Source organism: Streptomyces sp. NBC_01460 (assembly GCF_036227405.1).
Classification (GTDB): Bacteria; Actinomycetota; Actinomycetes; order Streptomycetales; family Streptomycetaceae; genus Streptomyces.
Genome location: NZ_CP109473.1, coordinates 6,333,837 through 6,356,109 on the forward strand (window position 1 = coordinate 6,333,837; position 22,273 = coordinate 6,356,109).

The window sequence follows — 22,273 nt, forward strand, 5'->3', positions numbered from 1 at the left end:
TACCCAGAGCCCCCGGGCTCCGCCGAACCTATAAATGCGCGCGGTTCGAACCCACCAAGAAGGTAAGGCAGGCAACCGGCCGGGCCACGGCAGGGCGCGGCCCCTGAAGGGGCGGTCCGGTCGTGGCTCGTTCCGGGGCTGCGGGGCGTCAGCCGCCGACGGTGAAGCTGATGGTGTGGTCCCTCAGTTCGATGGTGGTGTTGTATTTGCTGGACCAGTAGCCGCCCGTCTTCACGGCGTTGGCGAGTGTGAGCGTGTAGGTGCCCAGTGGCAGGTCGGTGAGCGGGAACTCGCGCGTGAAGTCGATCGGGTAGGGCGGCTTGCCGCCCGTGACCGTGATCTCCTCGGTGCTGATCACGTTGCCGTCGGGGGCGGTCAGGGTCGGCGGGCCGGTCAGTGTCAGCGTCCCCGTGACCTTGGGAATGGAGTCGCCGGCCAGGCGGTACTTCTCCGACAGCCAGGTCACCGCCTCCCAGAAGGACAGCGTCGCGTGGAAGCGGGCGGTGGCCTTCTGGTAGGTGCCGTCCCAGCCGAGGTCCACGCTCAGGCGCGAGACCACGCGGCTCACCCGCACCTCGTCGGTCTGCTCGCCATGGGCCGGGCTGTGGAAGCTCTGGTAGACGTCCGGGTCGGGCGCCTTCTCCCCGGTGTTGATCCAGTCGGCACTGCCCATTACTCCCCGTCCCCAGCGGTGGACGTAATAGTCGTCGCCCAGCTTCAGCCGGCGAAGGGTACCCACCGCAGGCTGGGGCTCCGCCCTGCCGCCGCTGTCGAGGTGGCCCAAGGCGTCGATGAAGGAATCATCCGGGATCTCCACGTCCGTGGAGACGCCCAGCTCGGCCACACTCCCGTATCCCCAGGGGACAAACGTCAACCGGGCGGCGACCGGATCACCGGCCTTGAGCATGACGCCGGTCAGAGTGCATCCGTCACTGCTCTCGTCGGTCACCACGAACCGGGTGTGAACCGGGTAGAAACCGGCGGCGTCGCCCTCCTCCTCCCCGCAGGTATAGGTGAACGTGCCATCGAACGCCTCGGCGAACGCCCGCTCGTCCCGGGCGTTGAGGGAGTCAATGAATGCCCGGACGGCAGGATGCTGCAGGTCCTCGGTAGAGATCATGGACAGCAGCGTCTCCCAACGAACCGGCCGCGTGCACGCCCACACGTGACCCCTCACCCCTTCGGACGAACAGACGAACTGGCCGCCGGTCGGGGGCCGGTGAACCGCGCACCATGCCCGTCGTCGCCCGCGTGGCGTGACCTTCTTGCTCGTGGGGCTGTTCCTCTTTTGTCTTCTCCGTCCCCTCCGATTGGGAGCCGCCATGACCGAACCGTCCGCACTCGCCGCCCCGGTGCGCCCGGGAGTGCCGGCGCATGTCGCTCTCGTTCTCGACGGCAATCGGCGGTGGGCCGCCCAGCGTGGTCTCGGAACGGACGAGGGGCACCGTCGCGGCATCGGCAAGATCCCTGATGTCCTGCAGTGGTGCGAGGAGGAAGGGGTCGCCATGGTGACGCAGTGGATCCTCTCCGTCAGGAACCTGCAGCGCAGCCCCCAGGAACTCGCTGGTCTCTACGAGTCGTTCATCAGCCTGTGTGCACGTCTGGCCGAGGCGCAGCGCTGGCGGGTGAGGGTGATCGGAGCCCTGGACTTGCTGCCCCCACCGGTCGCGGAGGCGTTTCAGGACGTGCAGCGGCGCACCGAGCAGGTGGAGGGGGTGCAGGCCAACTTCGCCGTCGCCTACGACGGCCGCCGGGAGATCGCCGCCGCGGCACGGTCGCTGGCGCAGAAGTGCCGGGAGCGGTGGCCGCAGGAGCCGGGCGGGGACCTGTCCTGGTGGGAGGGGGAGTTCGCGTCCCATCTGGGCACGGCGGGGCTCGCGGACCCGGACCTGGTGATCCGCACCTCGGGCGAGCAGCGCCTGTCGGGGTATCTGACCTGGCAGACAGCGCAGTCGGAGCTGTACTTCTGCGAGCGGCTGTGGCCCGACTTCACCCGCGAAGACCTGCGTGAGGCACTGCACAGCTACGCCTCACGCCAGCGTCGGCTGGGACTGTAGGCCCGACGATGCAGCAGAGGGAGAAGGACATGAGCCTCACACCGTCCGACGGCCCCGTGCTCGCGGGCACACACAAACCCCCGCACCGGCCGCACGAACAGCCCGGCCGCCCGGACGGCAGTGAGCGTGCGGGCCGCACGACGGTGGCCCGGACCGTCACCGACGTACTCCAGCCGCGCAACGTCCTGCTCGCCGGCATGCCCGGCATCGGGCTGGCCGCCGCCGGCAACTGGAGCGGCATCCCCTGGGGGCTGCTCGGCGCCCTGTGCGCCGGGATCATTCCCGCCGCCTACATCCAGTGGGAACGCAAACGCGGCACCTGGGGAGACCGCAACATCGTCGACCGCACCAAACGGCCCCCGATCTTCCTGGTCATCCTGGCCTCCATCGGCCTCGGCTCCATCATCATGATCCTCGGCCACGCCCCCACCGGCATCCTCCTCGCGATGCTCGCCCTATGGGCAATGACCGTCGTCCTGCTCGCCGTCAATCACGTCTGGAAGATCAGCGTCGACAGCGCGGTCGCCTCCGCGATCCCCGCGATGCTCGCCGCCGTCCACTCCCCCTGGTGGCTCCTCGCCTACGGCCTGACCCTCGCCGTGTGCTGGTCCCGCGTCGCACTCACCTACCACACCGTCGCCCAGACCGCGGCCGGCGCCAGCGTCGGCGCCACCACCGCAGCCGCATTCCTCCTGACCTGAAGGCCAGCCCATCGTCCCTGGCCGCTACTTCTCACCCCGGTCAGACGACTCGCTGGGCAACCGGCGAGCGTCGGCAGGCCACTCGTGCTCGCGTACGGCACGGGCGAAGCACACGGCGCTCACCTGGATCTCAGCCCGCTGCATCTCGGGGGCGCTCGGCGGCCTCGACGAGTTGGTTGACGGCTCGCGCCTCACTGCGGGAGGCGACCTCTGACTTGCCGTAGGAACCCTTCCCGTCTCCGTACCACGCAGATCGTGAGCCGGGAAACCGTGACTTCGCAGAGTAGCCACAAAACTACGTCGGCGGCGTTCGCCAACAAGCCTGCTGATTTGCCCACTCTCCTGCGCCGTCACATCAGGCGTCCACCACGACGGCGCCTACCTGCGGGTCGAGGCCGATAGTGGGAGCTGGCGGACCCGCGCGCTAACTCCGCGACCGGAACGTGGTGGCGGCCGTACCTGCCCTCGCTCCCCGGCCGCACGGACTTCGCGGGCCGCCAGCTGCACACGGTCGACTACCGCAGCCCGGCCGACTTCACCGGACAGCGCGTTGTGGTGGTCAGGCGGCAACTCCGGCGCCCAGATCGCCGCCGACCACGGCTCTGTTGGTCTCCGCCGCCGTCACCGATCGCTGGGGCGTCACCCACTACGGCTCTCTCTCCGGCCTGCTGGCTGTACCTGCGACTGTCGCCGCAGCTATCGCGCCCTGGGCGGGTGCGAGCCTCGCCGAGATCTTGGGCGGCTACCCGCACTTGTTCACCGTGCTCTCCGTCGCATCCCTTGCGGCTGCGACCCTGGCTGCCGCCGCCTCCGCAAGCGCCTTGCGTTTGTCCCTGAGGAGCGGACGGTCACACCAGCGGCGTGCGTCAGATTCGCGCCCGTAGTGCCCGCAGCGCCCGTAACGCACAAAGGTAATTCGTCCGGGTTTTCCCATGCGGGCCGCTGACCTGCGGAAACTTCCACACGTTTTTGTTCCACGTGTTTCGTGATGACCCACCACGTGGAGTGCGTGGCGATCCTTGAGCCTGCCGTTAAGGGATCCTGAACTGCGGTTATGCGGCTCGGTTGGGTCGCTCGACCTGTTTCCCTCCCTGTAGTGGGTCGAGCGGACGGCTTGCCCGCGTCGATAAGGGTCGGCAAGGTGGTCCATCATCTGCCCGCGTCCGGAACGCGGCACGGTGCCGGTGCCGGACATCAGTGCTCGTACGGCCCGCTCACGGGACCTCGGGGGCGAAGGACAGCATGCGGGCTGTGGGACGCGCGTCGTCGCCGTTCACGAACGACGGCGTGATGACGATCCGGCCGTTCGCGTAGGCCAGGTTCCCGGCGAGCATCCCGTACTCCGGGGCCCGGGCCGATGCGGGATGCTGGAGCACCTGTTCGTCCGTGTCCGCGCCACCTGGGCCGAGCCGGATGATTGCGCCCGGCCGGCGCAGCGAGGCCGCCTCGTAGACGAGCGCGTACGTGCCGCCCTCCGCGTACAGGGGGTGGAGGGTGCTGTCATCGGACTTCACGCCCCAGACGAACTTCCCGGTGGTGAGGTCGTACGCGCCGACCTGGTCGGTGCCCCCCAGATGGACGGTGTCCTTGCCGACGGCGGTGCCGTCGCAGTTCTGGATGCCCTCGCCCGCGTCCCCCATGTCGGCGCAGTGCTTGAAGCCCTTCTCCCTCGCGTCGATGGTGGTGCGGACCTTTCCGCCGGGTCCCAGGGCGACGATCCGCCAGTTGTCGGTGCCTTCCCCGGCGTGGAGCGTCGTGAGGACGACAGGGGCGACGGAGAGCACCTTGCCGGCCTTCCAGCCCGGCTGGGTCCGGAAGCGCCAGAGAACCTTGCCGGTGCGCGGGTCGATTTCGCGGAGTTGGCTGTAGGTCCTGCTGCGGTCGAAACCGATCGCGCAGTCGGAGCTCACCAGGAGCCGGGAGCCGCCCGCCACGTCGTCGGGGTAGCACTTCCCAGGGTTTTCCATCGGGATGTCGTAGAGCTTGGCGCCGTCCCCGACCCCGTACGCGGCGGCACTCATGTCCTGCACGACCGCGAGGGTGCCCCCGCTGATGGCGGTGTGCACGATGATCGTGTCGTCCCCGGAGCCGGTCTCGGTGAGCTCCTTGTGCCACCCGGCCTTCCCGGTCCGCAGGTCGATCATCTGGAGCTGGTTGCACCGGTTCCCGTTCCGGGCCTGGCTGTTCTTGTACACCAGGACGACCTTGCCGTCAGGGGTCGGGTTGACCGGTGTCTCGCAGACGGGAGCGGGCAACGGCACGCTCCACAGCTCGGCACCGTCCGAGAGCCGGTGGGCGGTGACCTTCCTGTACACGGCCTGGACGACCGTGTCGCCGACGATCCACAGATCGTTGAGATGAATGTTCCGCCGGGGCAGATCGGTCGGGTCGTCGACGATCCACGCGGTGGCATCCCCCGGCTCGCGCGCGGCGTTGATCTCCTTCGACGTCGGGATCCGCTTCGGTTCGGGTGTACGGACCGCGGGGGTACGGGGAGCGGCCGGCGACCCGGAGGGACGGGCTGCCTTCTCCGCCTCGGGCGCGGTGGAGCCGCCCCACCGGCCGTCGGAGACGGCGTACACCGCTCCACCTGCCGCCAGGAGCAGAAGAACGACGGCCGCGGCGATCGCCGGCATCGTGCCGAAGCGCCTGCGGCGGCCCGGCGGCACCGGAGGGCCGTAGCCATCCGTGGCGTACGGGTTGCCCGGCACCGGTCGCTGCTCCGGGGGTGGCATGTCCCAGGGTTGTGGCGAGCGAGGCATCAGTCTTCGCCCCGCCGCACTCGGAACGTCACGATCTTTCTCTCCTCATGTCATAGTGGCATGTTCATGATTAGCGGACATGGGGCCGCCCCTAGCCTGCCGCGCGTTCACCGGACGCATCGGCGACCACGATCTCGATGTGCGGCGGGGCGTACGTACGCGCCTTGCGGACCATCTTCGCCAGATCGAACTTGGTACGCGGAACGGCGACATGGATCGGTGCGGGCATGGCCGGGTTACGCGACGGGCCGACGGCACCCGCCGGCAAGGTCGCGCCGGGACGCAGGCGTGCGCCGATCAGCGCGTGCTGGTCGTTCGGCGGAGTGGCCACGACGAACTGGGTGACGTCCGTCCACGGCAGCAGGACGTGGCCGAACCGGGCGCCGGCTGCGTCGAACTGGAACGCGGTGCGTCGCTTTTCGAACCAGGTGATGATGAAGGGGACCGCCGCGACGATGACCACACCGCCCTTCATGTCGAGCGCCCAGCCGAGCAGGACGGCGAGTGCTACGACGCCCAGGATCAAGCCCCACAGGCCCGCCTGGTCCCGGGCGGAGAACGGGTGGGCGACCCGGTAGCGTTCCCATCGCCCACCGCGGCGGGTGGGCTGTGTGCCGGGGGTGCGATTGATATGCGACATGGTGTTCTTTCTCTCTTGATGTCGTGTCGGCCGGGCGTTTGCCGTCCGCAACCTCGCCCACGAGAGGGTCTGTTGGCTGACCCTTCCGTCGATGCCCGACCGTTCGGTGACTCATGGGGCAGCTCGCCCTCCGTCCGGGCGTCGGCACCGAGGCAACCTGGCAAACTCTTGCGCGACGCGCTGAAATGCCGGTGAAATCCTGCTGATGCAGGGACGTGAGAGCTGCCCCGGCACGGGGCGCACGGGGACGTGGGGACTTCGAAGTGGGCGTGGACGCGGTGGATTCGGGCGCGAGCCCGGTCGATTCGAGGGGGCACCTGCGGATCGACCTGCTCGGCCCGGTCAGGGCCCGACGCGGCGATTCACCGCTCGCGCTCGGACCGGTACGACGGCAGGCGGTTCTCGCCGCCCTGGTCCTGCGGGCACCGGCCTTCGTGACATACCGGCAACTCCTCGACGACGTATGGGGAACCGAGCCCCCGGGGACGGGCCACCGGGTCCTGTCGAGCTATGTCTACGCGCTTCGCAAGACGCTGAACGGGGCGAGCGCCGGGCCGGCCCACTCGGTGATTCACGGTGGGAGCGGCGGCTACCGCTTCGCGCCCGGCGGAGCCCGGACCGACCTCGAAGACCTCGTCGAACTGGTCGCCCGTACCCAAGGCGCCAAATCCGACGGTGACTTCGACGCGGCGCTCGACCACGGCGGCCGGGCCCTGGACCTGCTCCGCAGCGAGCCGCTGCCGGGTCTGCCCGGGCCGCTCGCCGACGCGGAGCGGCAGCGGCTGGCACGGCAGCGACGCACGCTGCACCAGGACCGGGCGGAGTGTCTGGTGCTGCTCGGGCGCTACCCGGAGGCCCTGGACGCGCTCACGGCAGCGCCCCTGGCCCGTCCGCACGACGAGCCGCTCGCCGCCCTGCGGATGCGCGCGCTGTACGGCGTCGGCCGGCAGGCCGAGGCACTGGCCGTCTACCAGGAGATGCGGCGCCGGCTCCTCGACGAGCTGGGCATGGAGCCCGGAGAGGAACTGCGCGGCGTGCACCAGGCAGTCCTGCGCCGGGACCACCAGTTGCTGCCCAGCCGTACGGCGGGGTCGCCCGCGCCCGGCACCCCGACTTCCCATGACACGCAGCCCGAGGAATCCCCGGCCGAGCAGCGCCTCCCCGACGCATCCGATCACCCGGGCGGCCCCCGCCCCCGTCGAAACGACCTTCCCGGTGACACCGCCTGTCTGGTCGGCCGCGAACGGGAACTCGCCCTGCTCACCGCACCGGTGTCCGCAGAGGGTGTGTCCGTGGTGACGGTCGACGGCACGGCGGGTGTCGGCAAGACCGCCCTGGTGGTACGCGCCGCCTGGGCGCTCGACGACGCCTACCCCGACGGCTGCCTGTTCGTGGACCTGCACACGCACGGCGCCGCCCACGAGAGCGTCGGCCCGCAGCGGGCCCTGCGGCGGTTGCTGCGCGCGGTCCGCCCCGGCGGTGACGAGATCCCGGACGACCTGGATGACGTGGTGGACCTGGTCACGGCCTGGCGTGCGGCCACGAGTGCACTACGGCTGCTGCTGGTCGTCGACGATGCCCGCAGCGCCGAGCAGGTGCGTCCGCTCCTCCCCGCCGGGCCGGGGAGCCGGGTTCTGGTGGCAGGCCGGCACCACCTGGCCGGCCTCGACGCCGATCTGCGGCTCACCGTCGAGCCACTCGGCACGGACGAGGCCGTCGGCCTGCTCCGAGAGCTCATCGGGGAGTTGCGCGCGGACCACGAGCCCCAGGCAGCACTCGAGCTTGCCCGGCGTTGCGGCGGCCTGCCCCTGGCGCTGCGCATCGCGAGCGCACGGCTGCAGAACCGCCCGTCCTGGACTCTGGCCTTCCTGGCCGGCCGGATGTCCGACGACGCACGCAGCCTCGGCGAGCTGCGTGCCGAGGACCGCAGCGTGGAAGCCGCCTTCAGGATGTCGTACGACCAGCTCACCCCCGAACAGCGGCGGGGATTCCGCGCACTGGGCCTGGCTCCGACCGCACGCTTCGACGTGCTCACCCTCGCCGCCATGCTGAGCAGCTCCCGTGAGGAAGCCGAGAACATCCTGGAAGACCTGGTCGACGCGAGCTTGCTGCAGCAGCCGCATCCCGGCCGCTACAGGCTGCACGATCTCGTACGGGCACACGCGCGGCGACTCGCCATCGAAGCGCCCGAGGAGGCGGCCGCAGACCGCGCCGCTGTCCTGCACCTCTATACGGCCGCAGGCCGCATGGCCAGTGACTGGGGCCCCGAAGGCTTCTCAACCGGCCCCGACGGCACGGGTGGTTCCCCGTTCCCGACGTGGCGGGAAGCCTCGGCATGGCTGAAGGCGGCAGGCGGTGAACTGGTCGACGTGGTGGCCTACGCGGCCGCCGCCGGGCAGTCCGACCACGCCTGCCGGATCGCCGAAGCCCTGGTCGACCACCTGGTCCGCGGGGGCCGGTTCCACGAGTGCCGTGCAGCGCTGGAGCTTGCGCTGCCGTGCGCGGACATGGCCGCCGACCGGCGGATGTCCTCCTCGCTGCGTAACTGCATGGGAATGGTCGACATCTACCAGGGGCGGTTCCGGCAGGCGTACACCTGGTTCACCGAGGCGCGGCGCCACGGCTGCGGCCACGACGATCTGCGGAACCAGGCTCGGACCGTCGCCGGGATGGGTGCCGCGGAGTGGATGCTGGGCGGCATCGAGGACGCGGTTGCTCACCTGAGTGAGGCGGTGGAGCTGGCGGCCCGGCTCGGCGACGGCTGGCTGACCGGGATCGCGCTCTGCAATCTCGGCGCGATCCGATCCCAGCAAGGGCGGCACGAGCAGGCGCTCGAGCACTACGCCGTCGCCGTCGCCATCGCCCAGAGGAACGGCCGACCCAGAACGATCAGCAACGCCCTGTGCTTCGCCGCCGATGCCAACCTGGCTCTGGGCCGGCACACGGAGGCCACCGACCTGCTGCGGCGGGCTGTCGAACTGGCCCGCGAGGCCGAAGACCTGCCACTGCACGCGGCGAGCCTGTCCCGTCTCGCCACTGCGGAACATGTCCAGGGCAGTCTGCACTCTGCCGTCGACATCCACCACGAAGCCCTGTCCACCCTCACACAGAGCGCGAGCACATGGCTGGAGATGGAGGTTCGCGTCCGTCTCGGCAACACGTACGCGGCGGCAGGCCGTCGCGCAGAGGCGCGGCATGAATTCCGTACCGCCCTCTCTCTGCCCGGAGCCGGTGACCACCCCCGGCAGAACCGCATGGCACGCGACGGGCTGAGAGGCGACGACGTGCGCTGCCCGCCTGAGGAGAACATCGGATCCGGGTGGTGACGGGTAGCCGGCGGCGGGAGTCGAGGGGCAGGACGACCTCGTCCTGCGGACCGGGCTCACGCACATCAAGGCCTACCAGCGTGGTGTGGACGGCGCCGCGCTCCACCAGCTGGTGGTGACGGTTCGACCTGCCGGCCTGGATGCCGATGCTCGCCCTGACCGGCAGGGCCAGGCTCCGGGAGCCCGTCGACTACGGCTCCGCCTGTCCACCGAGGCCGGACAGCTCGTGACCACGGGCCGTCGGGGGAACCTGGGTCCGCACAGAGTCCTGGCGGGAGCAGGGCGAAGGCCGCGTTGATGTCGCCGTCTGCGGAGAAGCCCTCCACCGGCCGGTGGGCGATCTCCTTGTTCCGTTCGATGCCGATGAGGATCACACGAGCGTCGAACGATCACGGGGTCACGGCTCGACTGCACACCGGTGCCGTCCGAAGTCCCAGGCACAGCTGGGATGGACGGTCGTCACACGTGACGACGCTCTGCGGACACTTTGACCCGTCAGTTCAGAAGAGGTCGAGCTTTGCAGACTCGACTGCACCCAGTAGTCGGCATTCTCGAGACACTCGTCCTTGCAGCCATTCGGCGCACACGGTCGGGCGGATCAAGGCCGTCAGTTCTGGTGCGTTCTCTCGGCCGCCATGGGGAGTTCCAGGCGGGGCCCGTGGAAGCGTTCGCGCAGGAGCCGGTCGTGCGTCACCACGACCAGCGTGCCGGCGTAGTGGGCCAAGGCTGCCTCGATCTCTTCCACCAAGGCGGGGGCCAAGTGGTTCGTCGGCTCGTCGAGCAGGAGCAGATCGAGTGGCCCGGCCGTCACGAGCCGCGCCAGTTCGAGCTTGCGGCGCTGCCCGACGGACAGGTTCCGTACAGGAACAGCGAGGTCGTGAGCGTGGAACAAGCCGAGTGCAAGGAGCGCGTCGGCGTGCTCGTCGGGCTGTCCCACCCTGTCGGCTGCGAATGCCGCGAGCAGCGGTCGGGCATCGAGGGCGTCGTCGGGCGCGCTGTGCTGACGTAGGAATCCAACCCGGCGCGGTCGGCGCACTATGCCGGCGTCAGGCGCCAGATCCCCTGCGAGCAGTTGGAGAAGGGTGCTTTTGCCGGCGCCGTTGGGGCCGGTGACGAGCAGTCGGTCACCAGGGGCGAGTTTCAGGGACGGAACATACAACCGCCCTTTGACCAGGACGCCTTCCAGGTGCGCTGCTGTTGATGTTTCCTCGGCGGTCGGCGTGCCTTCGACGCGGCCGGTGAACCGCAGCGGCCGCGGAGGCGGCGGCACGGGGTGCTCCGTGAGTCGTTGCAACCGCTCGCGTGCGTTCCGGATCCGGCTTTGTGCGCCGTGTGACCGCGAGCGCGCTCGAAAGGTGCCGGCGCCGCTGAACGCCCACGGTCCCTTGCGGGGGATCGCTGCCAGCAGCCCGATACCGGAGTCGGCGAGGTGTTCCTGCCGGGCGACCTCATTGCGCCATTGCTCGTGATCCCACACCCACCGTGCCCGAGCTGCCGCCTTGGCGGCGAGGAAGCCGGTGTATCCATTGCCGTAGCGCCGTACCGTGCGCTGATCGTGGTCCACTTCCAGGATGGTGTCGGTGACGCGTTCCAGGAACGCCCGATCGTGCGTGGCCACGATGACCGTGCCCCGATGACGGTGCAGATGTCCTTCGAGCCAGGCCACGGCCTCGTCGTCCAGATCGTTGGTCGGTTCGTCGAGCAGCAGCAGTTCGGAGTCCAGGGCCAGGGTCGCGGCGAGCTCGAGCCGGGAGCGCTGCCCTCCGGAGAGGGTGCTCAGCGCACGCTTCCGGTCCAGTGGCTCATGCTCGCCGAGCCGGCGCAAGGTCACCTCGACCCGGCGATCGGCTGCGTGCCCGCCCCGCGCATCGAACTCGGCCACCAGCGAGGCGTAGCGCTCGAACCCAGCAGTGCCGACTGTGCCCAGTGTGGCCTCGGCGACACGAATCCGGTTCTCCAGGGCACGCAGTTCGCCCAGTACGTGATCCACGGCATCGCCCACGCGCGCCGAGCCGGGCAGGTCGAGCGTCTGACGAAGGTGGCCGATCCCGCCCGGTGCTATGACGGTCAGGCTGCCGTTGTTGACAGGCTCCTGCCCTGCGAGCAGTTGCAGGAGCGTGGACTTCCCGGAGCCGTTGTCCCCGACGACCCCGACCTTTTCGCCCGGCCGAATGGTGAGAGACACGCGGTCCAGCACCAATTGTTCGCCGTAGCGCTTGGTCACCTCGGCAAGAGCGATCTGAGACGTGGTGAGAGGTGCAGCAGTAACGGTGGTGCCGACGGAAGCACAGTGCAAGAGCAGTCCTTTGCTGGGCGAACAGGATGGTGTGGCAAGCAGAAGGAGCACCAGCTGCCGACCGACGGTCAGAAAGCTAGACGATACGGTCCGTCTCGTCAAGGGTCGACAACTCGCCACGGTGCGGATCAGCGACCATGCTGCAGGTTTGCGAGCTCACGCACCTGCTGGCCGAGCATGGCGATAGCGGGGCCGCGCGGATTCCCGTGGCGATCGAATGTGCGTGGACTGCTCGTCGCCTGCTCGCGGGCCGGCCGCGAGTCGGCCGGTCTTCGCGATCAACCTGCCGGCTGCTTTCCCCTTACCAGGACCGCCACGCGCAAGAAGCCGGACGCCGTCGACGCCGCGGCTCGGGCCAACATCCTGCGGACCGACAAGGCCTCCACCGGCCGTTGCGACGGGAGCGGGCATCAGCTGATCGCCGACGCCACCGACATCGCTCTCGCCGCTGCACCGACCCCCGGCAACCGCGACGACGTCACCCAAGCACCGCCGTAATCCCCACCACGGTCGACAGCGTATCGATCCGATGGAGATGACATCTCCGCCCGCGTTCAGTTGTGTCGCGTGTCGTCGCCGCCCGCCGTGAGGTCGGCAAACCCTTTGTGGGCAGGAGAGGTTGGAGCAACCTCGGGATTCGTGGAGGCGGGGATCGGCCGGCCGGCAGGGGGGCCGTAGCGGTGGTAGTAGTCCTGGAGCAGTCCGGATTCCTCCAGTACCTCATCAGCCCAGGCCGGGTCCAGGCCGGGTGTGGTCGCCGGGGCGGTGACGGCGCACGCGCCGGTGAGCATGCCGGCGTAGACCAGGTCGGAGTGCAGGTTGCTGATGCTGTCGGTCTCGTAGAAGTTGACGGGGCGGCCACCGGCCAGCACGGTGACGTCGACGCCCGAGGGCAGTCCGTAGGTGGACGAGGGGCGGTGGCCTGCCGTCCCGGGGGATGCGGGTCGCCGGCCGGAGAGGGCTTCGAGAGCGGCGAGGTCGAATTCGACGTCCCGGCTGCTGACGCTGGCCAGGTAGGCCGGACGGCGCAGGGCCGTGAACTCGGGGGAGGACATGCTCGTACGGCCCGTCGCGCCGAAGACGAGCAGGGGAGCGTGGTCACCGAGCAGGTCGGGCAGGCTGCGTGCGGTGGTGTAGCCCCTCTCGTGGGCTTCGATGAGATGGAGGATGTCGGCGTCGTGCACGGCGACGCGCATCCGGCGCCGGGCGAGGATGTCAGCGATCTGGGCGCCGACATTGCCGTAGCCGATGACCAGGGCGGGCTGTCCCTCGATCTTCGGCGCGGGCAGCAGGGACAAGGCGGTGGTGACGGCCTGGTCCGCGATCCAGTACGACTCGATCCGGCCCTTGAGGCGCGACTGGGCCACGGAGAACACCGGGAACGTCAGCTCCGGCTCGCGGCCCCGCAGCTTGTAGACGCCCGACATGGTCTGCTCGACCACCCCTGCCCAGTCGCCCGCCCAGGTCCCGGCGCGGGCGGCGTCCAACAGCTGCGGGGCGACGTAGCCGCCGTCGTCGAGGGCCAGAGGCCGCAGCCCGGCACGGTCGGCACGTACCGCGTGTTCGTGCACGGCCCGGGAGTCGGTGCAGTCGGCAACGGTGACTCCCCACTCCTGCAGGTGCCCGTGGACACGGTCGCGCCACTGGTACGCGTAGTCCTTGCGCAGAACCGTCACTGCCTCCAGCGGCGCACCGAGTTCACCGAGGCAGCCCACGAGGTGGACGAGGTCGGTCAGGAAGTGCCCGGTGACCAGCAGTGCGTAGCCGGCCAGCGGTTTGCCCGGGCGCAGTCGCTCCACGGTGGCGTTCATCAGCGGCAGTTCACCGGCCACCCGCTCCACTTCGAGGGCGGACAGAGGCTGGCGGTGCCAGATCTCGGCCCAGCGTGCCAGGACCGCGGCGGAAGGAGCCGACGAGCCCGAGAGCGTCAGGTTCAGACGCAGCAGCCGGTCAGCGGCTGCCCCCGGACGCATCTCGGTGGTGAGGAACATGCGGGCCTGCAGGCCCGGTTCGAGCCGGCAGGTGAGCTCGCCACGGGCCAGGGCCGGCTGGTCACCCAGCGGTGCTGCTGCGGTCAGGCGGGCGGCTGCACGCAGCAGAAGGCTGGGTCCGTCCTGCGGCGATGCGGTGACATCGACGGTGGTGGCCGCGAATGGAACCAGGCCCTCAACGGGTCGCGGCTCACCTTGCAGAAGAGGGCTGGTCACGGTTGACGGGTCCCGATCCAGTCGAAATGGAATGAAGACCTCGTTGTATATGATGACGCCTCAGTTCCCCAAAACCCTCTCCATTTCCCGATCATAGGATGAATATCATGCCCGCTGGGCAGGTCACCGTAGAGGACGACATCAGCCGTCCGCTCGCATCCGCCTGGGAGAAGGTCGAGGCATTCTGCGACATCGCCGACTGGCACCCCCTCATCGCGCACAGCAGCCGGGAAACCGAGCCCGGCCCCGAGGGCGGCATCGTCAGAACCCTCACCACCCGCGACGGGGGCGTCATCCGCGAGGAGCTCCTGGCCTGTGACACCACCACACGCAGTGTCCGCTACGCCATCATCACCAGCCCGTTTCCCGTCACCTTCTACCGCGCGAAGATCCAGGTAATCGAAAACCGAACGCCTGGATCCTGCAGAATCCACTGGACGGCAGAATTCGAACCCCAGGACCAGAAGGACGGCGACCGGCTCCGCGCGCTCTTCCGGGACGACGTCTTCAAGGCAGGAATTCGTGCACTGGACGAAGATTCCTGAGCAGAACCTGAACGGAACCGGCCGAATTGATCTGCCGAAGGACGCTCCCATGCTCACAGCGGACCACTGGATCGAGACACTCGGCCTGGAAGAGCACGCCGAGGGCGGATACTTCCGCCGGACCTTCCAGGCCGACCACCGCCCCCACGTCCCCACGCCCGCGGGAGACCGGTACACCCTGACGTCCATCCACTACCTGCTGACCCGCCGGTCACCGATCGGCCACTGGCACCTCAACCGTTCGGACATCCTCCACTTCCATCACCACGGCGAGCCGATCACCTACCACCTCCTGTTCCCCGACGGCCGCCACCGCACCGCCGTCCTGGGCCAGGACCCCGGACAGGGCCAGCTCCTCACCCTCGCGGTCGCTGGAGGAGTCTGGAAGGCATCTCACCTCACCGATGGGGACCACGGCCTGATCAGTGAAGCCGTCGCACCCGGGTTCGACTACGCCGACATGACGCTCGCCCGGGCCCAGGACCTGCTGCAGACCTTCCCCCAGCACGAGGAACTGATCCACGCCTACTGCCGCCCCGCCGGATCGGGGTGACCCGACCGCGACACCCCTCACCCGGACCGTGCACAGGGCTTTCCCGGAATCGTGGCCACGCGAGTGCCATGCGCCGCACGCCTGGCGCTCTCAAGCCTCAGGGACACCGTGACACGGGGCCGAGGCGAAGAGCTCGAACAGTTCGGAGCAGTCGGTCGGCTCCGGCAGGTCCGCGACGAGCGTCACGACGCGCTCGACCGCTGCCGTGCTCAGCACCTCAGCCGCCGCCTCGCGGAACCGCGCCCGCACGTCGTCGTCATCGAGCCGCGGGACCTCCGGCACCCGCTCCTGGGAGACGATGACGCGGCGTCCGAGAACGTCGGCGGCGGTTCGTTGCGGGCGCCGGCTGCAACGCCCGTTGCTGACCGGTGGGAACGGCCGCAGTCGTTCCCGCTCGGCATCACTCGACATCCCGATCCATGGCCGCGTCAGAGACCCGGGCCTGGAGCGGTCACATGATGCACCAGGCAGAGCCGGCTAGGCGGGCTGCGTGACGGGTGTTGCCGGAGCGGTCGCGATCTTGCGGGTCTCCCGCATGACCAGCAGGCCGTTGACCACCATCAGCGTCGCGGTCAGGCCGTGTACGCCGAGCGCTGTCGCCACGGAGCCGTGGTGGGCCAGCACGGTGGTCATGTCGCCGTACGCGGCGACGGCCTCCACCAGCAGCACCCAGCCCAGCGCCCGACGGTGGCCCGTCACCAGCAGGATGCCCAGGACCAGGGCCAGGACGACGTCGCGGATCCCCTTGACGATCAGGAAGCCGCCGCCGTCGCCGGACGGCCAGCTCGGCAGGCCGAAGTTCGGTGCCGTCGTCTCCGGGCTCAGGATGAACTCCGTCCCGAACCAGAGGATGAAGAGGATGAAGGCGGCGGTCAGGAAGGTGTTGATCTTCTTCAGTGACATGGTTCTTCTCCTTGTGGGTCTTCGTCCGCCTGGTGAGCTTCGGGGGTGCGTTCCCGGCTGCTGTGGGCCCTGGTGTCAGGCGAGGGCGGCGACCAGCAGGGCGAAGGCGGCGATGATGACGGCGACGCGGACGTAGTGGTAGCGGTCCCAGCGGGTCGTCTGCTGCTTCCAGTCGGCGGGCCGGTTCTCGGCGGTCCACGTCTTGCTCCGGTTGTTGATCGGGACGAGCAGCAGGATCGACATGATCACGCTGATGATCAGCAGCGCGCCGCCGATGACGACGAGGCCCGCGCCGTCTTGCTGCCATCCGGTGACGGCCCAGATCGCGACGAGGACGAGCGAGCCGATGTACCAGAACGGCATCACGGCGCCGAGCATCCGGCCTCCGTGGGCGCGGCCGGCTTGGCCGCTGTCCTCCGGGAGGGCGTTGAAGATCGGGTTCATGACAAAGGCGACGGAGAACTCCACCCCCACCATCACTCCGACGACCACGGTGGTGACGACCTCAAGTGTGTTGAGCATGATGACCCTTTCGGAATCTAGTGCTGCTAGCCGATGTGGCAACGCTAGTACTAGTGCCGTTCAGTTGTCTAGCGGTGCTAGGGTCGAATCATGTCGGTACAGGAACGCAAGGAGCGCGAGCGGGCGGAACGCGAGCGCCTCATCGTGGCCACGGCCCGCGAACTCGCGGAGCAGCAGGGCTGGGGCGCGGTCACCACCCGTCGGCTCGCCGAGCGCATCGAATACAGCCAGCCCGTCCTCTACAGCCACTTCCGCGGCAAACGGGAGATCATCGGCGCCGTCGCCCTGGAGGGCGCCGCCGAGCTGGCCGTGGTGGTGCGCGACGCGACCGCCGCCGCGGATGGCCCTCGTGCCCGGGTCGCCGCCCTGGCCCGCGCTTATCTGGACTTCGCCGAGCGCAACCCGGCGGTCTACGACGCCATCTTCCAGCTCGACGGCGGTCTGGCGTTCGCGCGCGAGGACACCCCGGCACCTCTCAAGGACGCCTTCGCCGCGCTGTTGGAGAGCCTCGGCGAAGTCGCCGGGGAGGGGGTCGACCCGGGGCTCTTCACCGAGACGTTCTGGGCGTCCCTGCACGGGCTGGCCACCCTGACCCGGGCCGGACGACTGCTGCCGGAGGGCACCGAGCAGTGGGTGGAGCTGCTGGTGGACCGGCTCGCCATCGTCTGACGCACCGTCCAGGCGGGCACGCGACCGGGGTTTCCGGGCCCGTCTGCCCGCGTGTGGCACCGGACGTGGTCACACGCGGGCAGACGGGCGCAGTGTGAGAACCTTCCGGAATCTCCCTTGATCGCGACGTGGATCCCGCCGGTAAAGTCGGCTAGGACGGTGTCTCTTGGGGGAGTGATGACGGCAGTGGATGCAGTGCCCATAGTCTTCGTTCACGGGACGCGTTTCAGCGCCGGACAGTGGAGCATGCAGCTTGCCGCGCTCCGGGACGAATTCCCGGTGATCGCCATCGACCTGCCCGGCCACGGGGACCGCTCCGCTCAGCCCTGGAGCCTGAGCGCGGCGACGGAGATCATCTCTTCTGCGGTGGACTCGCTCGACCATGGGCCGGCCCTGGTCGTGGGGCACTCGCTCGGCGGATACGCCTCACTGGAGTTCGCGCGGCGCTGTCCGGAACAACTGCGCGGAATGATCCTCGCGGGAGCCAGTGCCTCCACCCGCGGTCTCCGGGCAGTGCCCTATCGCCTGGTCGCCGGACTGGTCCCTCGTATGCCTGCAGATCGCCTGACCCGGTGGAACGACCGGTTGCTGCGGCGGCTTTACCCACGGGACGTGGTGGAGGCAACCCTCCGTGCCGGCTACGCCTTCCATACCCTGCCGGCGGCCTGGGGAGACGTACTCGGACGCTTCGACGCGGGGGCGATGCGTCACGTGAAGGCTCCGGTCCTGATCCTGAACGGCGAGAAGGACGCCGTCTTCCGCGCAGGGGAGGCGGACTTCGCCCGCGCACATCCCCACGCGCGCGTCGAACTGATCCCGCGGGCACGGCACCTCGCGAACTTCGACGATCCAGATGCCTTCACTGATGCCGTCCGCCGCTTCGCGCGCCAGCTCCCCTGAATCCGACAACGATGCGACGTGAGGCAGTGTCGGCTACGCCCCGCGCCGGACGGGTCCGGGGTGTGGGTGAGGGTCAGCCCTGGACGGCGTAGGTGACGAAGGCGCGCCATGCGGTCGGGGAGAGGGTGAGTTCAGGGCTCAGCTGGACCTTGGAGTCGCGGACGTGTATCACCTGTGTGCCCTCCGCCACCTCGATGCAGCTGTCTCCTTCGGAGCCGCTGTAACTGCTCTTGTGCCAGGCCAGTTGGGACGTGCTCATAGCGCTCCTCGCATTCGCTTCAGCAGGCTGCAAGAGTCGTCGGGCGTCAGGGCCTGCGAGCGCAGTTTCGCATACCGCTGTTGGAGGACGCTGATCTCCTTTGGGACGGTGATCAGGCGGCCGTTCTTCTGGCCCTCGGAGTATCCGAACCAGCGGTTGTCGGGTGTCTCGGCCAATTGCAGAGGCCCATCCATCCCTGCGTGCGACGGCTGTCGCAGCGGCATGACCTGAAACTCCACGTTCCAGTTCCGCTCGATCAACTCCAGCAGTCGGTCGAACTGTTCCCGCGTCACCGCTTCCCCGCCCGTCCACCTCTCCAGCACCGCCTGCTCCACGATGAAGCTGAACGCGGTCGGCGGCCTCCGCGTCATCGCCAGCAGTTCCTGCCTGGCCAGCCGCGCCGCGATCCGGTTCTCCAGCTCGTCCGGGTCGGGCAGCGGTGGTGCGTCCAGCGAGACGGCTCGCGCGTACGCCTCGGTCTGCAACAGGCCCGGGATCACCCGGCATTCGTACGTGTACAGGCTGATCGCCGTCGTCTCCACCCGCGCCCACTGCCGGAACCAACTCGCCAGCCCCGCCTGCCGGGACAGATGCGGAGCGGCCTTCCGCAGCGCTCCCGTATTTCCGAGCGCCGCCTCCGCGCGTTCCACGAAGTCGTGGTCCGGCATCCGGCGGCCCTGCTCGATCGAGGCGACCGTGTGCTTGGAGAAGCGCACCTGGTCGGCGAACTCCTCGCGCGTGAGGCCCGCGTGTTCTCGCAGGGCCTGGACGACCGCGCCGAACGTACGCAGGCTGTCCGACACTCCGGGCTCGGTTCCGGTTCCCGCGCCGGTGCCTCCCGCCGCCGCATCCGCAGCGCCGTCGTCCATGTTCTCGTAGGCCACCGCTGGCCACCTTTCGCGCGTACCCGCCCCCGCCGTGCCGCTTCTGACTCCGTCGCACCGGCACACCCGTGGATGCGAGACGCTGGCGACTGAGTGTGTGCGTGCGATCTCATAGCGTACGCGCGGCAAGGGTGGTGCGATGTGTGTTCGCTCCACGCGCGGGGCTGTCGCCCGCCTGCTCCGGAGCTCGTGTCCCGAGTCTCGGGGTTCGAGCGCCGTACGCCGCCCTGTCACTCGTTCGGGGGTGCGGGAGGGGTGTGCGGGCCGACGCTTGAGCTCCGAGTTCCGAGGGTCGGGCTGCGAGGTTCGAGATGCGAGCGGTGTTGTTCATCCGGGAGGTAGGTAGGGGGGTTGGGAGAAACCTCTCCCCCTCCCCGCCCCGTCACGGCCAGCAAGTATGACTCATTGTGGGCGAGTTGCGGCGGAGAGTCGCGGCTGCTTACGGTGCCCTCAACGCATCGACCCCGACGCGGTGTTAGGCGCACCGGCCGGGGTCTGACCCAAGATCGACCCCTTAGAAAGACGATCTCGTGGCTATCCAGCACCCTAGCTCCGCGTTGCCCGCCCCCGCAGCCTCACGTCCGTACCGCGCGGCTCCCTCCGGCTACGGCAAGCAGTCCGTTCCCGGCCAGGAGCAGGCCCGCCGAGACGACTTCGCCTTCCTCCCGGAACGTGAGCGGTATGTCGCCGGGTATATCGACCGCCTGCCCGACGGCGCCGCGATGGACATCAAGTCGCTGGCCAAGGACCTGCCCCTGTACGGCCAGATGGCCATCGGTACCGCCCTGCGCGCCCTCGCGGTGGCCGGGCACCTGCGGCGCGTGCGCTGCCGGGTGGCGGGGGAGGGGCAGTGCCGATGGGTGACGCTCACCTACTGGTCGCGTGCGGCCCGCGACAACGCATGGTGGGCCGCACAGCTCGCAGGCGGAACCACCGTGCCGGAGCAGGCGCCCGAGCCCTTCGCCGCGCCGGTTGTACCCCCTCAGCGCGGTGCGGAGGTGGACACCACGGCGTTGCCCTCCCTGAAACCGCCGCAGCCCCCGGTGCCGGAGAGCGGGCCTGACATGGGCGGCCCGCATCCCTCTGAGGCCCCTTCCCCCGCCTACCTCGTTCTCGCCGAACTGGGCCGCCACGAAAACCGCTTGGCGCTCTCCGCAGCCGACTGCGCCGTCCTGGAACCACTCGCCGCCGCCTGGTTCGCGCGCGGTGTCGGCGCCGACTACGTGACCTCGGCACTCACCGCCGGGCTCCCCGAGCGGATCGGGTCCCCCGTCGGCCTGGTGCGCCGCCGCCTCACCGACAAGATGCCGCCCCACCTGCCCGCCGCACCGGGACCGGCTTCGGGCCCGCCAGGTGTTCCCGTGCGCGGCCTCTTGGTCGAGTGCGCCGAGTGTGGTCGACCAGGCCCGGCCGGGGCACTCCCGGACGGCCTCTGCCGCCCTTGTCACGCCGTGCTCCAGAAGCCGGAATCGTCCGACCGGACGCCCCCGGAGCAGGTCGAACGCGATGTCCCGGCCCTCGTCGCCGGCCTCCGCAACCTGATGCGTACGCCCTGAGCCGTCGTACGTGCGCATCGCCACCGGAAGGGGGGCTTCCGCCCGGCCTCCTCATCGAGCCGTACGGTCGTCGTCACTCGGTGAAGACGAGACTGACGTTGTGTCCGCCGAACCCGAACGAGTTGGCCAGAGCGGCGGACCACTGTCCGGTTCGCCGCTCACCACGCACCACGTCCAGTTCCACGCGCGGGTCGAGCGCGTCGAGGTTGCGCGTGGCCGGAACCGTGCCTTCCCTGAGGGCGAACAGAGCGGCCATGGCGCCGACCGTTCCGGACGCGCCCATCATGTGACCCGTCATCGACTTCGTCGCCGTCACCACGGCATGGTTGCCGATGGCCCGGCCGATGGCCTCCGCCTCCGCGAGGTCACCGGACTCCGTGGAGGTGGCGTGCGCGTGCACGATCCCGATGTCCGCCGGGGTCAGGCCGGCGTCGCGCAACGCCAGCTCCATGGCGAAGGCCTGGCCTTCCGCGTCGGACGCCGTGATGTGCTTCGCGCTTGAACTCACGGCACTGCCGGCCAGCGTGCCGTAGGCACGTGCTCCACGGGCCCGGGCGAACTCGGCGCGTTCGAGCACCATCATCCCCGCGCCCTCGCCCATGACGAACCCGGACCGCTCGACGTCGAACGGGCGGGACACGCTCTCCGGGTCCACGGACCGTGTCGACAGGGCCTTCATCTGTGCGAACGCCGCGATGGTGAAGGGGTGGAGGCATGCCTCCACCCCTCCTGCGACGACCACGTCCGCCCGCCCGCTGCGAATCAGGTCCTGCCCCAGGGCGAGTGCCTCCGCTCCGGACGCGCAGGCACTCACCGGCGTTCTGGCGCCGCCCCTCGCGCCCAGGTCCATGCTCACCCGGGCAGCCGGTCCGTTGGGCATCAGCATGGGGACCGCGAACGGCGAGAGCCGTCGAATCCCGGCGCGCTCGAAGGCGTCGTCCTGGTCCAGCGTGGTGAGGACACCGCCGGTCCCCGTGCCGATGACGACGGCCAGTCGTTCCGGTTCGGCCTGTGGAGCACCGGCGTCCTGCCAGGCTTCGCGCGCGCTGAGGACGGCGACCTGCTCACCGCGGTCCAGCTTTCTGGCCTCGGTCCTCGGAAACAGGGAGGCGGGGTCGACCGTGAGGCCGGCCGCGACATGTACGGGTAGGTCCGCGGCCCAGTCCTCCTCCAGGAAGCGCACCCCCGACCTGCCGTCCAGCAGCCCCGACCACGACGACGGCGCATCGGCCCCCAACGGCGTCATCGCACCGACGCCCGTCACCAGCACACGACCGTTGCGGGTCACACGAGCCTCCCTGATTTGTGAAGTTGCTACATAGTGCCTGGCTTGCCTACAGGGGGATCATGGCAGCGTTCAGAAGGAAAATCAGGAGAGGAGTCGACCGATTTGCAGGAGAGAGGTTGTTCGGTCTGGACAATCACTCGGCTTGAGGTCATGACGCCGTGACGCCGGAGGTGGTCGGCCCGGCGCCACGCCCGGTGTCGCGTAC

General features: G+C 69.5%; 20 protein-coding genes and 1 pseudogene. 10 read left to right on the forward strand and 11 right to left on the reverse strand.

What is annotated here, in order from left to right; genetic code table 11:
• Window positions 1-148: 148 nt before the first annotated feature.
• Window positions 149-1,120 (reverse strand): hypothetical protein, encoded by a 972-nt coding sequence (locus tag OG488_RS28640; RefSeq protein WP_329233782.1) that lies wholly within the window; start codon window positions 1,118-1,120, stop codon window positions 149-151.
• Window positions 1,121-1,322: 202 nt separating this feature from the next.
• Here OG488_RS28640 and uppS point away from each other — a divergent pair, with 202 nt between their 5' ends.
• The 3 genes and pseudogenes from uppS to OG488_RS28655 all read left to right on the forward strand — a co-directional run.
• A complete protein-coding gene (uppS, locus tag OG488_RS28645) occupies window positions 1,323-2,057 on the forward strand; it encodes a polyprenyl diphosphate synthase (protein ID WP_329233784.1) in 735 nt (244 codons plus the stop codon).
• 29 nt (window positions 2,058-2,086) lie between these two features.
• Window positions 2,087-2,758 carry a hypothetical protein gene (locus OG488_RS28650; RefSeq protein WP_329233786.1) on the forward strand — a complete coding sequence of 224 codons (672 nt, stop codon included), beginning with the start codon at window positions 2,087-2,089 and terminating at the stop codon, window positions 2,756-2,758.
• 358 nt (window positions 2,759-3,116) lie between these two features.
• Window positions 3,117-3,353, forward strand: a pseudogene (locus OG488_RS28655) (NAD(P)-binding domain-containing protein); the annotation flags it as partial.
• Between the two features lie 619 nt (window positions 3,354-3,972).
• Here the strand turns inward: OG488_RS28655 and OG488_RS28660 are convergent.
• Window positions 3,973-5,493 carry an outer membrane protein assembly factor BamB family protein gene (locus OG488_RS28660; protein ID WP_329233787.1) on the reverse strand — a complete coding sequence of 507 codons (1,521 nt, stop codon included), beginning with the start codon at window positions 5,491-5,493 and terminating at the stop codon, window positions 3,973-3,975.
• Between the two features lie 118 nt (window positions 5,494-5,611).
• Window positions 5,612-6,160: a hypothetical protein gene (locus tag OG488_RS28665; protein ID WP_329233789.1), complete on the reverse strand. Its 549-nt coding sequence runs from the start codon at window positions 6,158-6,160 to the stop codon at window positions 5,612-5,614.
• Window positions 6,161-6,429: 269 nt separating this feature from the next.
• Here OG488_RS28665 and OG488_RS28670 point away from each other — a divergent pair, with 269 nt between their 5' ends.
• Window positions 6,430-9,486 (forward strand): AfsR/SARP family transcriptional regulator, encoded by a 3,057-nt coding sequence (locus tag OG488_RS28670; RefSeq protein WP_329233791.1) that lies wholly within the window; start codon window positions 6,430-6,432, stop codon window positions 9,484-9,486.
• Window positions 9,487-10,093: 607 nt separating this feature from the next.
• On the opposite strand, the gene OG488_RS28675 is transcribed toward OG488_RS28670, so the two are convergent.
• Window positions 10,094-11,782 (reverse strand): ABC-F family ATP-binding cassette domain-containing protein, encoded by a 1,689-nt coding sequence (locus OG488_RS28675; RefSeq protein WP_406464908.1) that lies wholly within the window; start codon window positions 11,780-11,782, stop codon window positions 10,094-10,096.
• A gap of 219 nt (window positions 11,783-12,001) precedes the next feature.
• Here OG488_RS28675 and OG488_RS28680 point away from each other — a divergent pair, with 219 nt between their 5' ends.
• On the forward strand, window positions 12,002-12,280 hold the full coding sequence (locus OG488_RS28680; protein WP_329233795.1) for a hypothetical protein: 279 nt from the start codon (window positions 12,002-12,004) through the stop codon (window positions 12,278-12,280).
• A 56-nt stretch (window positions 12,281-12,336) separates the two neighbouring features.
• Here OG488_RS28680 and OG488_RS28685 read toward each other — a convergent pair whose 3' ends face one another.
• Window positions 12,337-13,989: a hypothetical protein gene (locus tag OG488_RS28685; protein WP_329233797.1), complete on the reverse strand. Its 1,653-nt coding sequence runs from the start codon at window positions 13,987-13,989 to the stop codon at window positions 12,337-12,339.
• Between the two features lie 107 nt (window positions 13,990-14,096).
• Here OG488_RS28685 and OG488_RS28690 point away from each other — a divergent pair, with 107 nt between their 5' ends.
• Both OG488_RS28690 and OG488_RS28695 read left to right on the forward strand, forming a co-directional pair.
• On the forward strand, window positions 14,097-14,534 hold the full coding sequence (locus OG488_RS28690; RefSeq protein ID WP_329233800.1) for an SRPBCC family protein: 438 nt from the start codon (window positions 14,097-14,099) through the stop codon (window positions 14,532-14,534).
• Window positions 14,535-14,583: 49 nt separating this feature from the next.
• Window positions 14,584-15,087: a cupin domain-containing protein gene (locus OG488_RS28695; RefSeq protein WP_329233801.1), complete on the forward strand. Its 504-nt coding sequence runs from the start codon at window positions 14,584-14,586 to the stop codon at window positions 15,085-15,087.
• A 90-nt stretch (window positions 15,088-15,177) separates the two neighbouring features.
• Here OG488_RS28695 and OG488_RS28700 read toward each other — a convergent pair whose 3' ends face one another.
• From OG488_RS28700 to OG488_RS28710, 3 genes are all read right to left on the reverse strand, one after another.
• Window positions 15,178-15,498, reverse strand: coding sequence for a hypothetical protein (locus OG488_RS28700; protein ID WP_329233803.1), 321 nt, complete (start codon window positions 15,496-15,498; stop codon window positions 15,178-15,180).
• Window positions 15,499-15,564: 66 nt separating this feature from the next.
• Window positions 15,565-15,990 carry a DUF4267 domain-containing protein gene (locus tag OG488_RS28705; RefSeq protein ID WP_329233805.1) on the reverse strand — a complete coding sequence of 142 codons (426 nt, stop codon included), beginning with the start codon at window positions 15,988-15,990 and terminating at the stop codon, window positions 15,565-15,567.
• Window positions 15,991-16,065: 75 nt separating this feature from the next.
• On the reverse strand, window positions 16,066-16,512 hold the full coding sequence (locus tag OG488_RS28710) for a DUF1772 domain-containing protein (protein WP_329233807.1): 447 nt from the start codon (window positions 16,510-16,512) through the stop codon (window positions 16,066-16,068).
• Between the two features lie 90 nt (window positions 16,513-16,602).
• On the opposite strand from OG488_RS28710, the gene OG488_RS28715 reads away from it, so the two are divergent.
• Entirely contained in the window at window positions 16,603-17,181 is a 579-nt protein-coding gene (locus tag OG488_RS28715; RefSeq protein WP_329233809.1) for a TetR/AcrR family transcriptional regulator, read from the forward strand.
• A 177-nt stretch (window positions 17,182-17,358) separates the two neighbouring features.
• On the forward strand, window positions 17,359-18,081 hold the full coding sequence (locus OG488_RS28720) for an alpha/beta fold hydrolase (protein ID WP_329233810.1): 723 nt from the start codon (window positions 17,359-17,361) through the stop codon (window positions 18,079-18,081).
• A 73-nt stretch (window positions 18,082-18,154) separates the two neighbouring features.
• Here the strand turns inward: OG488_RS28720 and OG488_RS28725 are convergent, their stop codons facing one another.
• Both OG488_RS28725 and OG488_RS28730 read right to left on the reverse strand, forming a co-directional pair.
• Window positions 18,155-18,340: a DUF397 domain-containing protein gene (locus tag OG488_RS28725; protein ID WP_329233812.1), complete on the reverse strand. Its 186-nt coding sequence runs from the start codon at window positions 18,338-18,340 to the stop codon at window positions 18,155-18,157.
• On the reverse strand, window positions 18,337-19,224 hold the full coding sequence (locus OG488_RS28730) for a helix-turn-helix domain-containing protein (RefSeq protein ID WP_406464918.1): 888 nt from the start codon (window positions 19,222-19,224) through the stop codon (window positions 18,337-18,339). The genes OG488_RS28725 and OG488_RS28730 overlap by 4 nt, the downstream gene beginning before the upstream one ends.
• Window positions 19,225-19,754: 530 nt before the next feature.
• On the opposite strand from OG488_RS28730, the gene OG488_RS28735 reads away from it, so the two are divergent.
• Window positions 19,755-20,780, forward strand: coding sequence for a MarR family transcriptional regulator (locus tag OG488_RS28735; RefSeq protein WP_329233814.1), 1,026 nt, complete (start codon window positions 19,755-19,757; stop codon window positions 20,778-20,780).
• 73 nt (window positions 20,781-20,853) lie between these two features.
• Here OG488_RS28735 and OG488_RS28740 read toward each other — a convergent pair whose 3' ends face one another.
• The gene (locus OG488_RS28740; RefSeq protein ID WP_329233816.1) at window positions 20,854-22,068 is read right to left on the reverse strand and encodes a beta-ketoacyl-[acyl-carrier-protein] synthase family protein; all 1,215 of its coding nucleotides are present in this window, start codon (window positions 22,066-22,068) and stop codon (window positions 20,854-20,856) included.
• Window positions 22,069-22,273 lie beyond the last annotated feature (205 nt).

Bases quoted from the DNA above. Each gene is read 5' to 3' on its own strand.
- OG488_RS28640 (WP_329233782.1), bottom strand. From the start codon at position 1,120: ATGATCTCTACCGAGGACCTGCAGCATCCTGCCGTCCGGGCATTCATT.
- uppS (WP_329233784.1), top strand. From the start codon at position 1,323: ATGACCGAACCGTCCGCACTCGCCGCCCCGGTGCGCCCGGGAGTGCCG.
- OG488_RS28650 (WP_329233786.1), top strand. From the start codon at position 2,087: ATGAGCCTCACACCGTCCGACGGCCCCGTGCTCGCGGGCACACACAAA.
- OG488_RS28660 (WP_329233787.1), bottom strand. From the start codon at position 5,493: ATGCCACCCCCGGAGCAGCGACCGGTGCCGGGCAACCCGTACGCCACG.
- OG488_RS28665 (WP_329233789.1), bottom strand. From the start codon at position 6,160: ATGTCGCATATCAATCGCACCCCCGGCACACAGCCCACCCGCCGCGGT.
- OG488_RS28690 (WP_329233800.1), top strand. From the start codon at position 14,097: ATGCCCGCTGGGCAGGTCACCGTAGAGGACGACATCAGCCGTCCGCTC.
- OG488_RS28695 (WP_329233801.1), top strand. From the start codon at position 14,584: ATGCTCACAGCGGACCACTGGATCGAGACACTCGGCCTGGAAGAGCAC.
- OG488_RS28700 (WP_329233803.1), bottom strand. From the start codon at position 15,498: ATGTCGAGTGATGCCGAGCGGGAACGACTGCGGCCGTTCCCACCGGTC.
- OG488_RS28705 (WP_329233805.1), bottom strand. From the start codon at position 15,990: ATGTCACTGAAGAAGATCAACACCTTCCTGACCGCCGCCTTCATCCTC.
- OG488_RS28710 (WP_329233807.1), bottom strand. From the start codon at position 16,512: ATGCTCAACACACTTGAGGTCGTCACCACCGTGGTCGTCGGAGTGATG.
- OG488_RS28715 (WP_329233809.1), top strand. From the start codon at position 16,603: ATGTCGGTACAGGAACGCAAGGAGCGCGAGCGGGCGGAACGCGAGCGC.
- OG488_RS28720 (WP_329233810.1), top strand. From the start codon at position 17,359: ATGACGGCAGTGGATGCAGTGCCCATAGTCTTCGTTCACGGGACGCGT.
- OG488_RS28725 (WP_329233812.1), bottom strand. From the start codon at position 18,340: ATGAGCACGTCCCAACTGGCCTGGCACAAGAGCAGTTACAGCGGCTCC.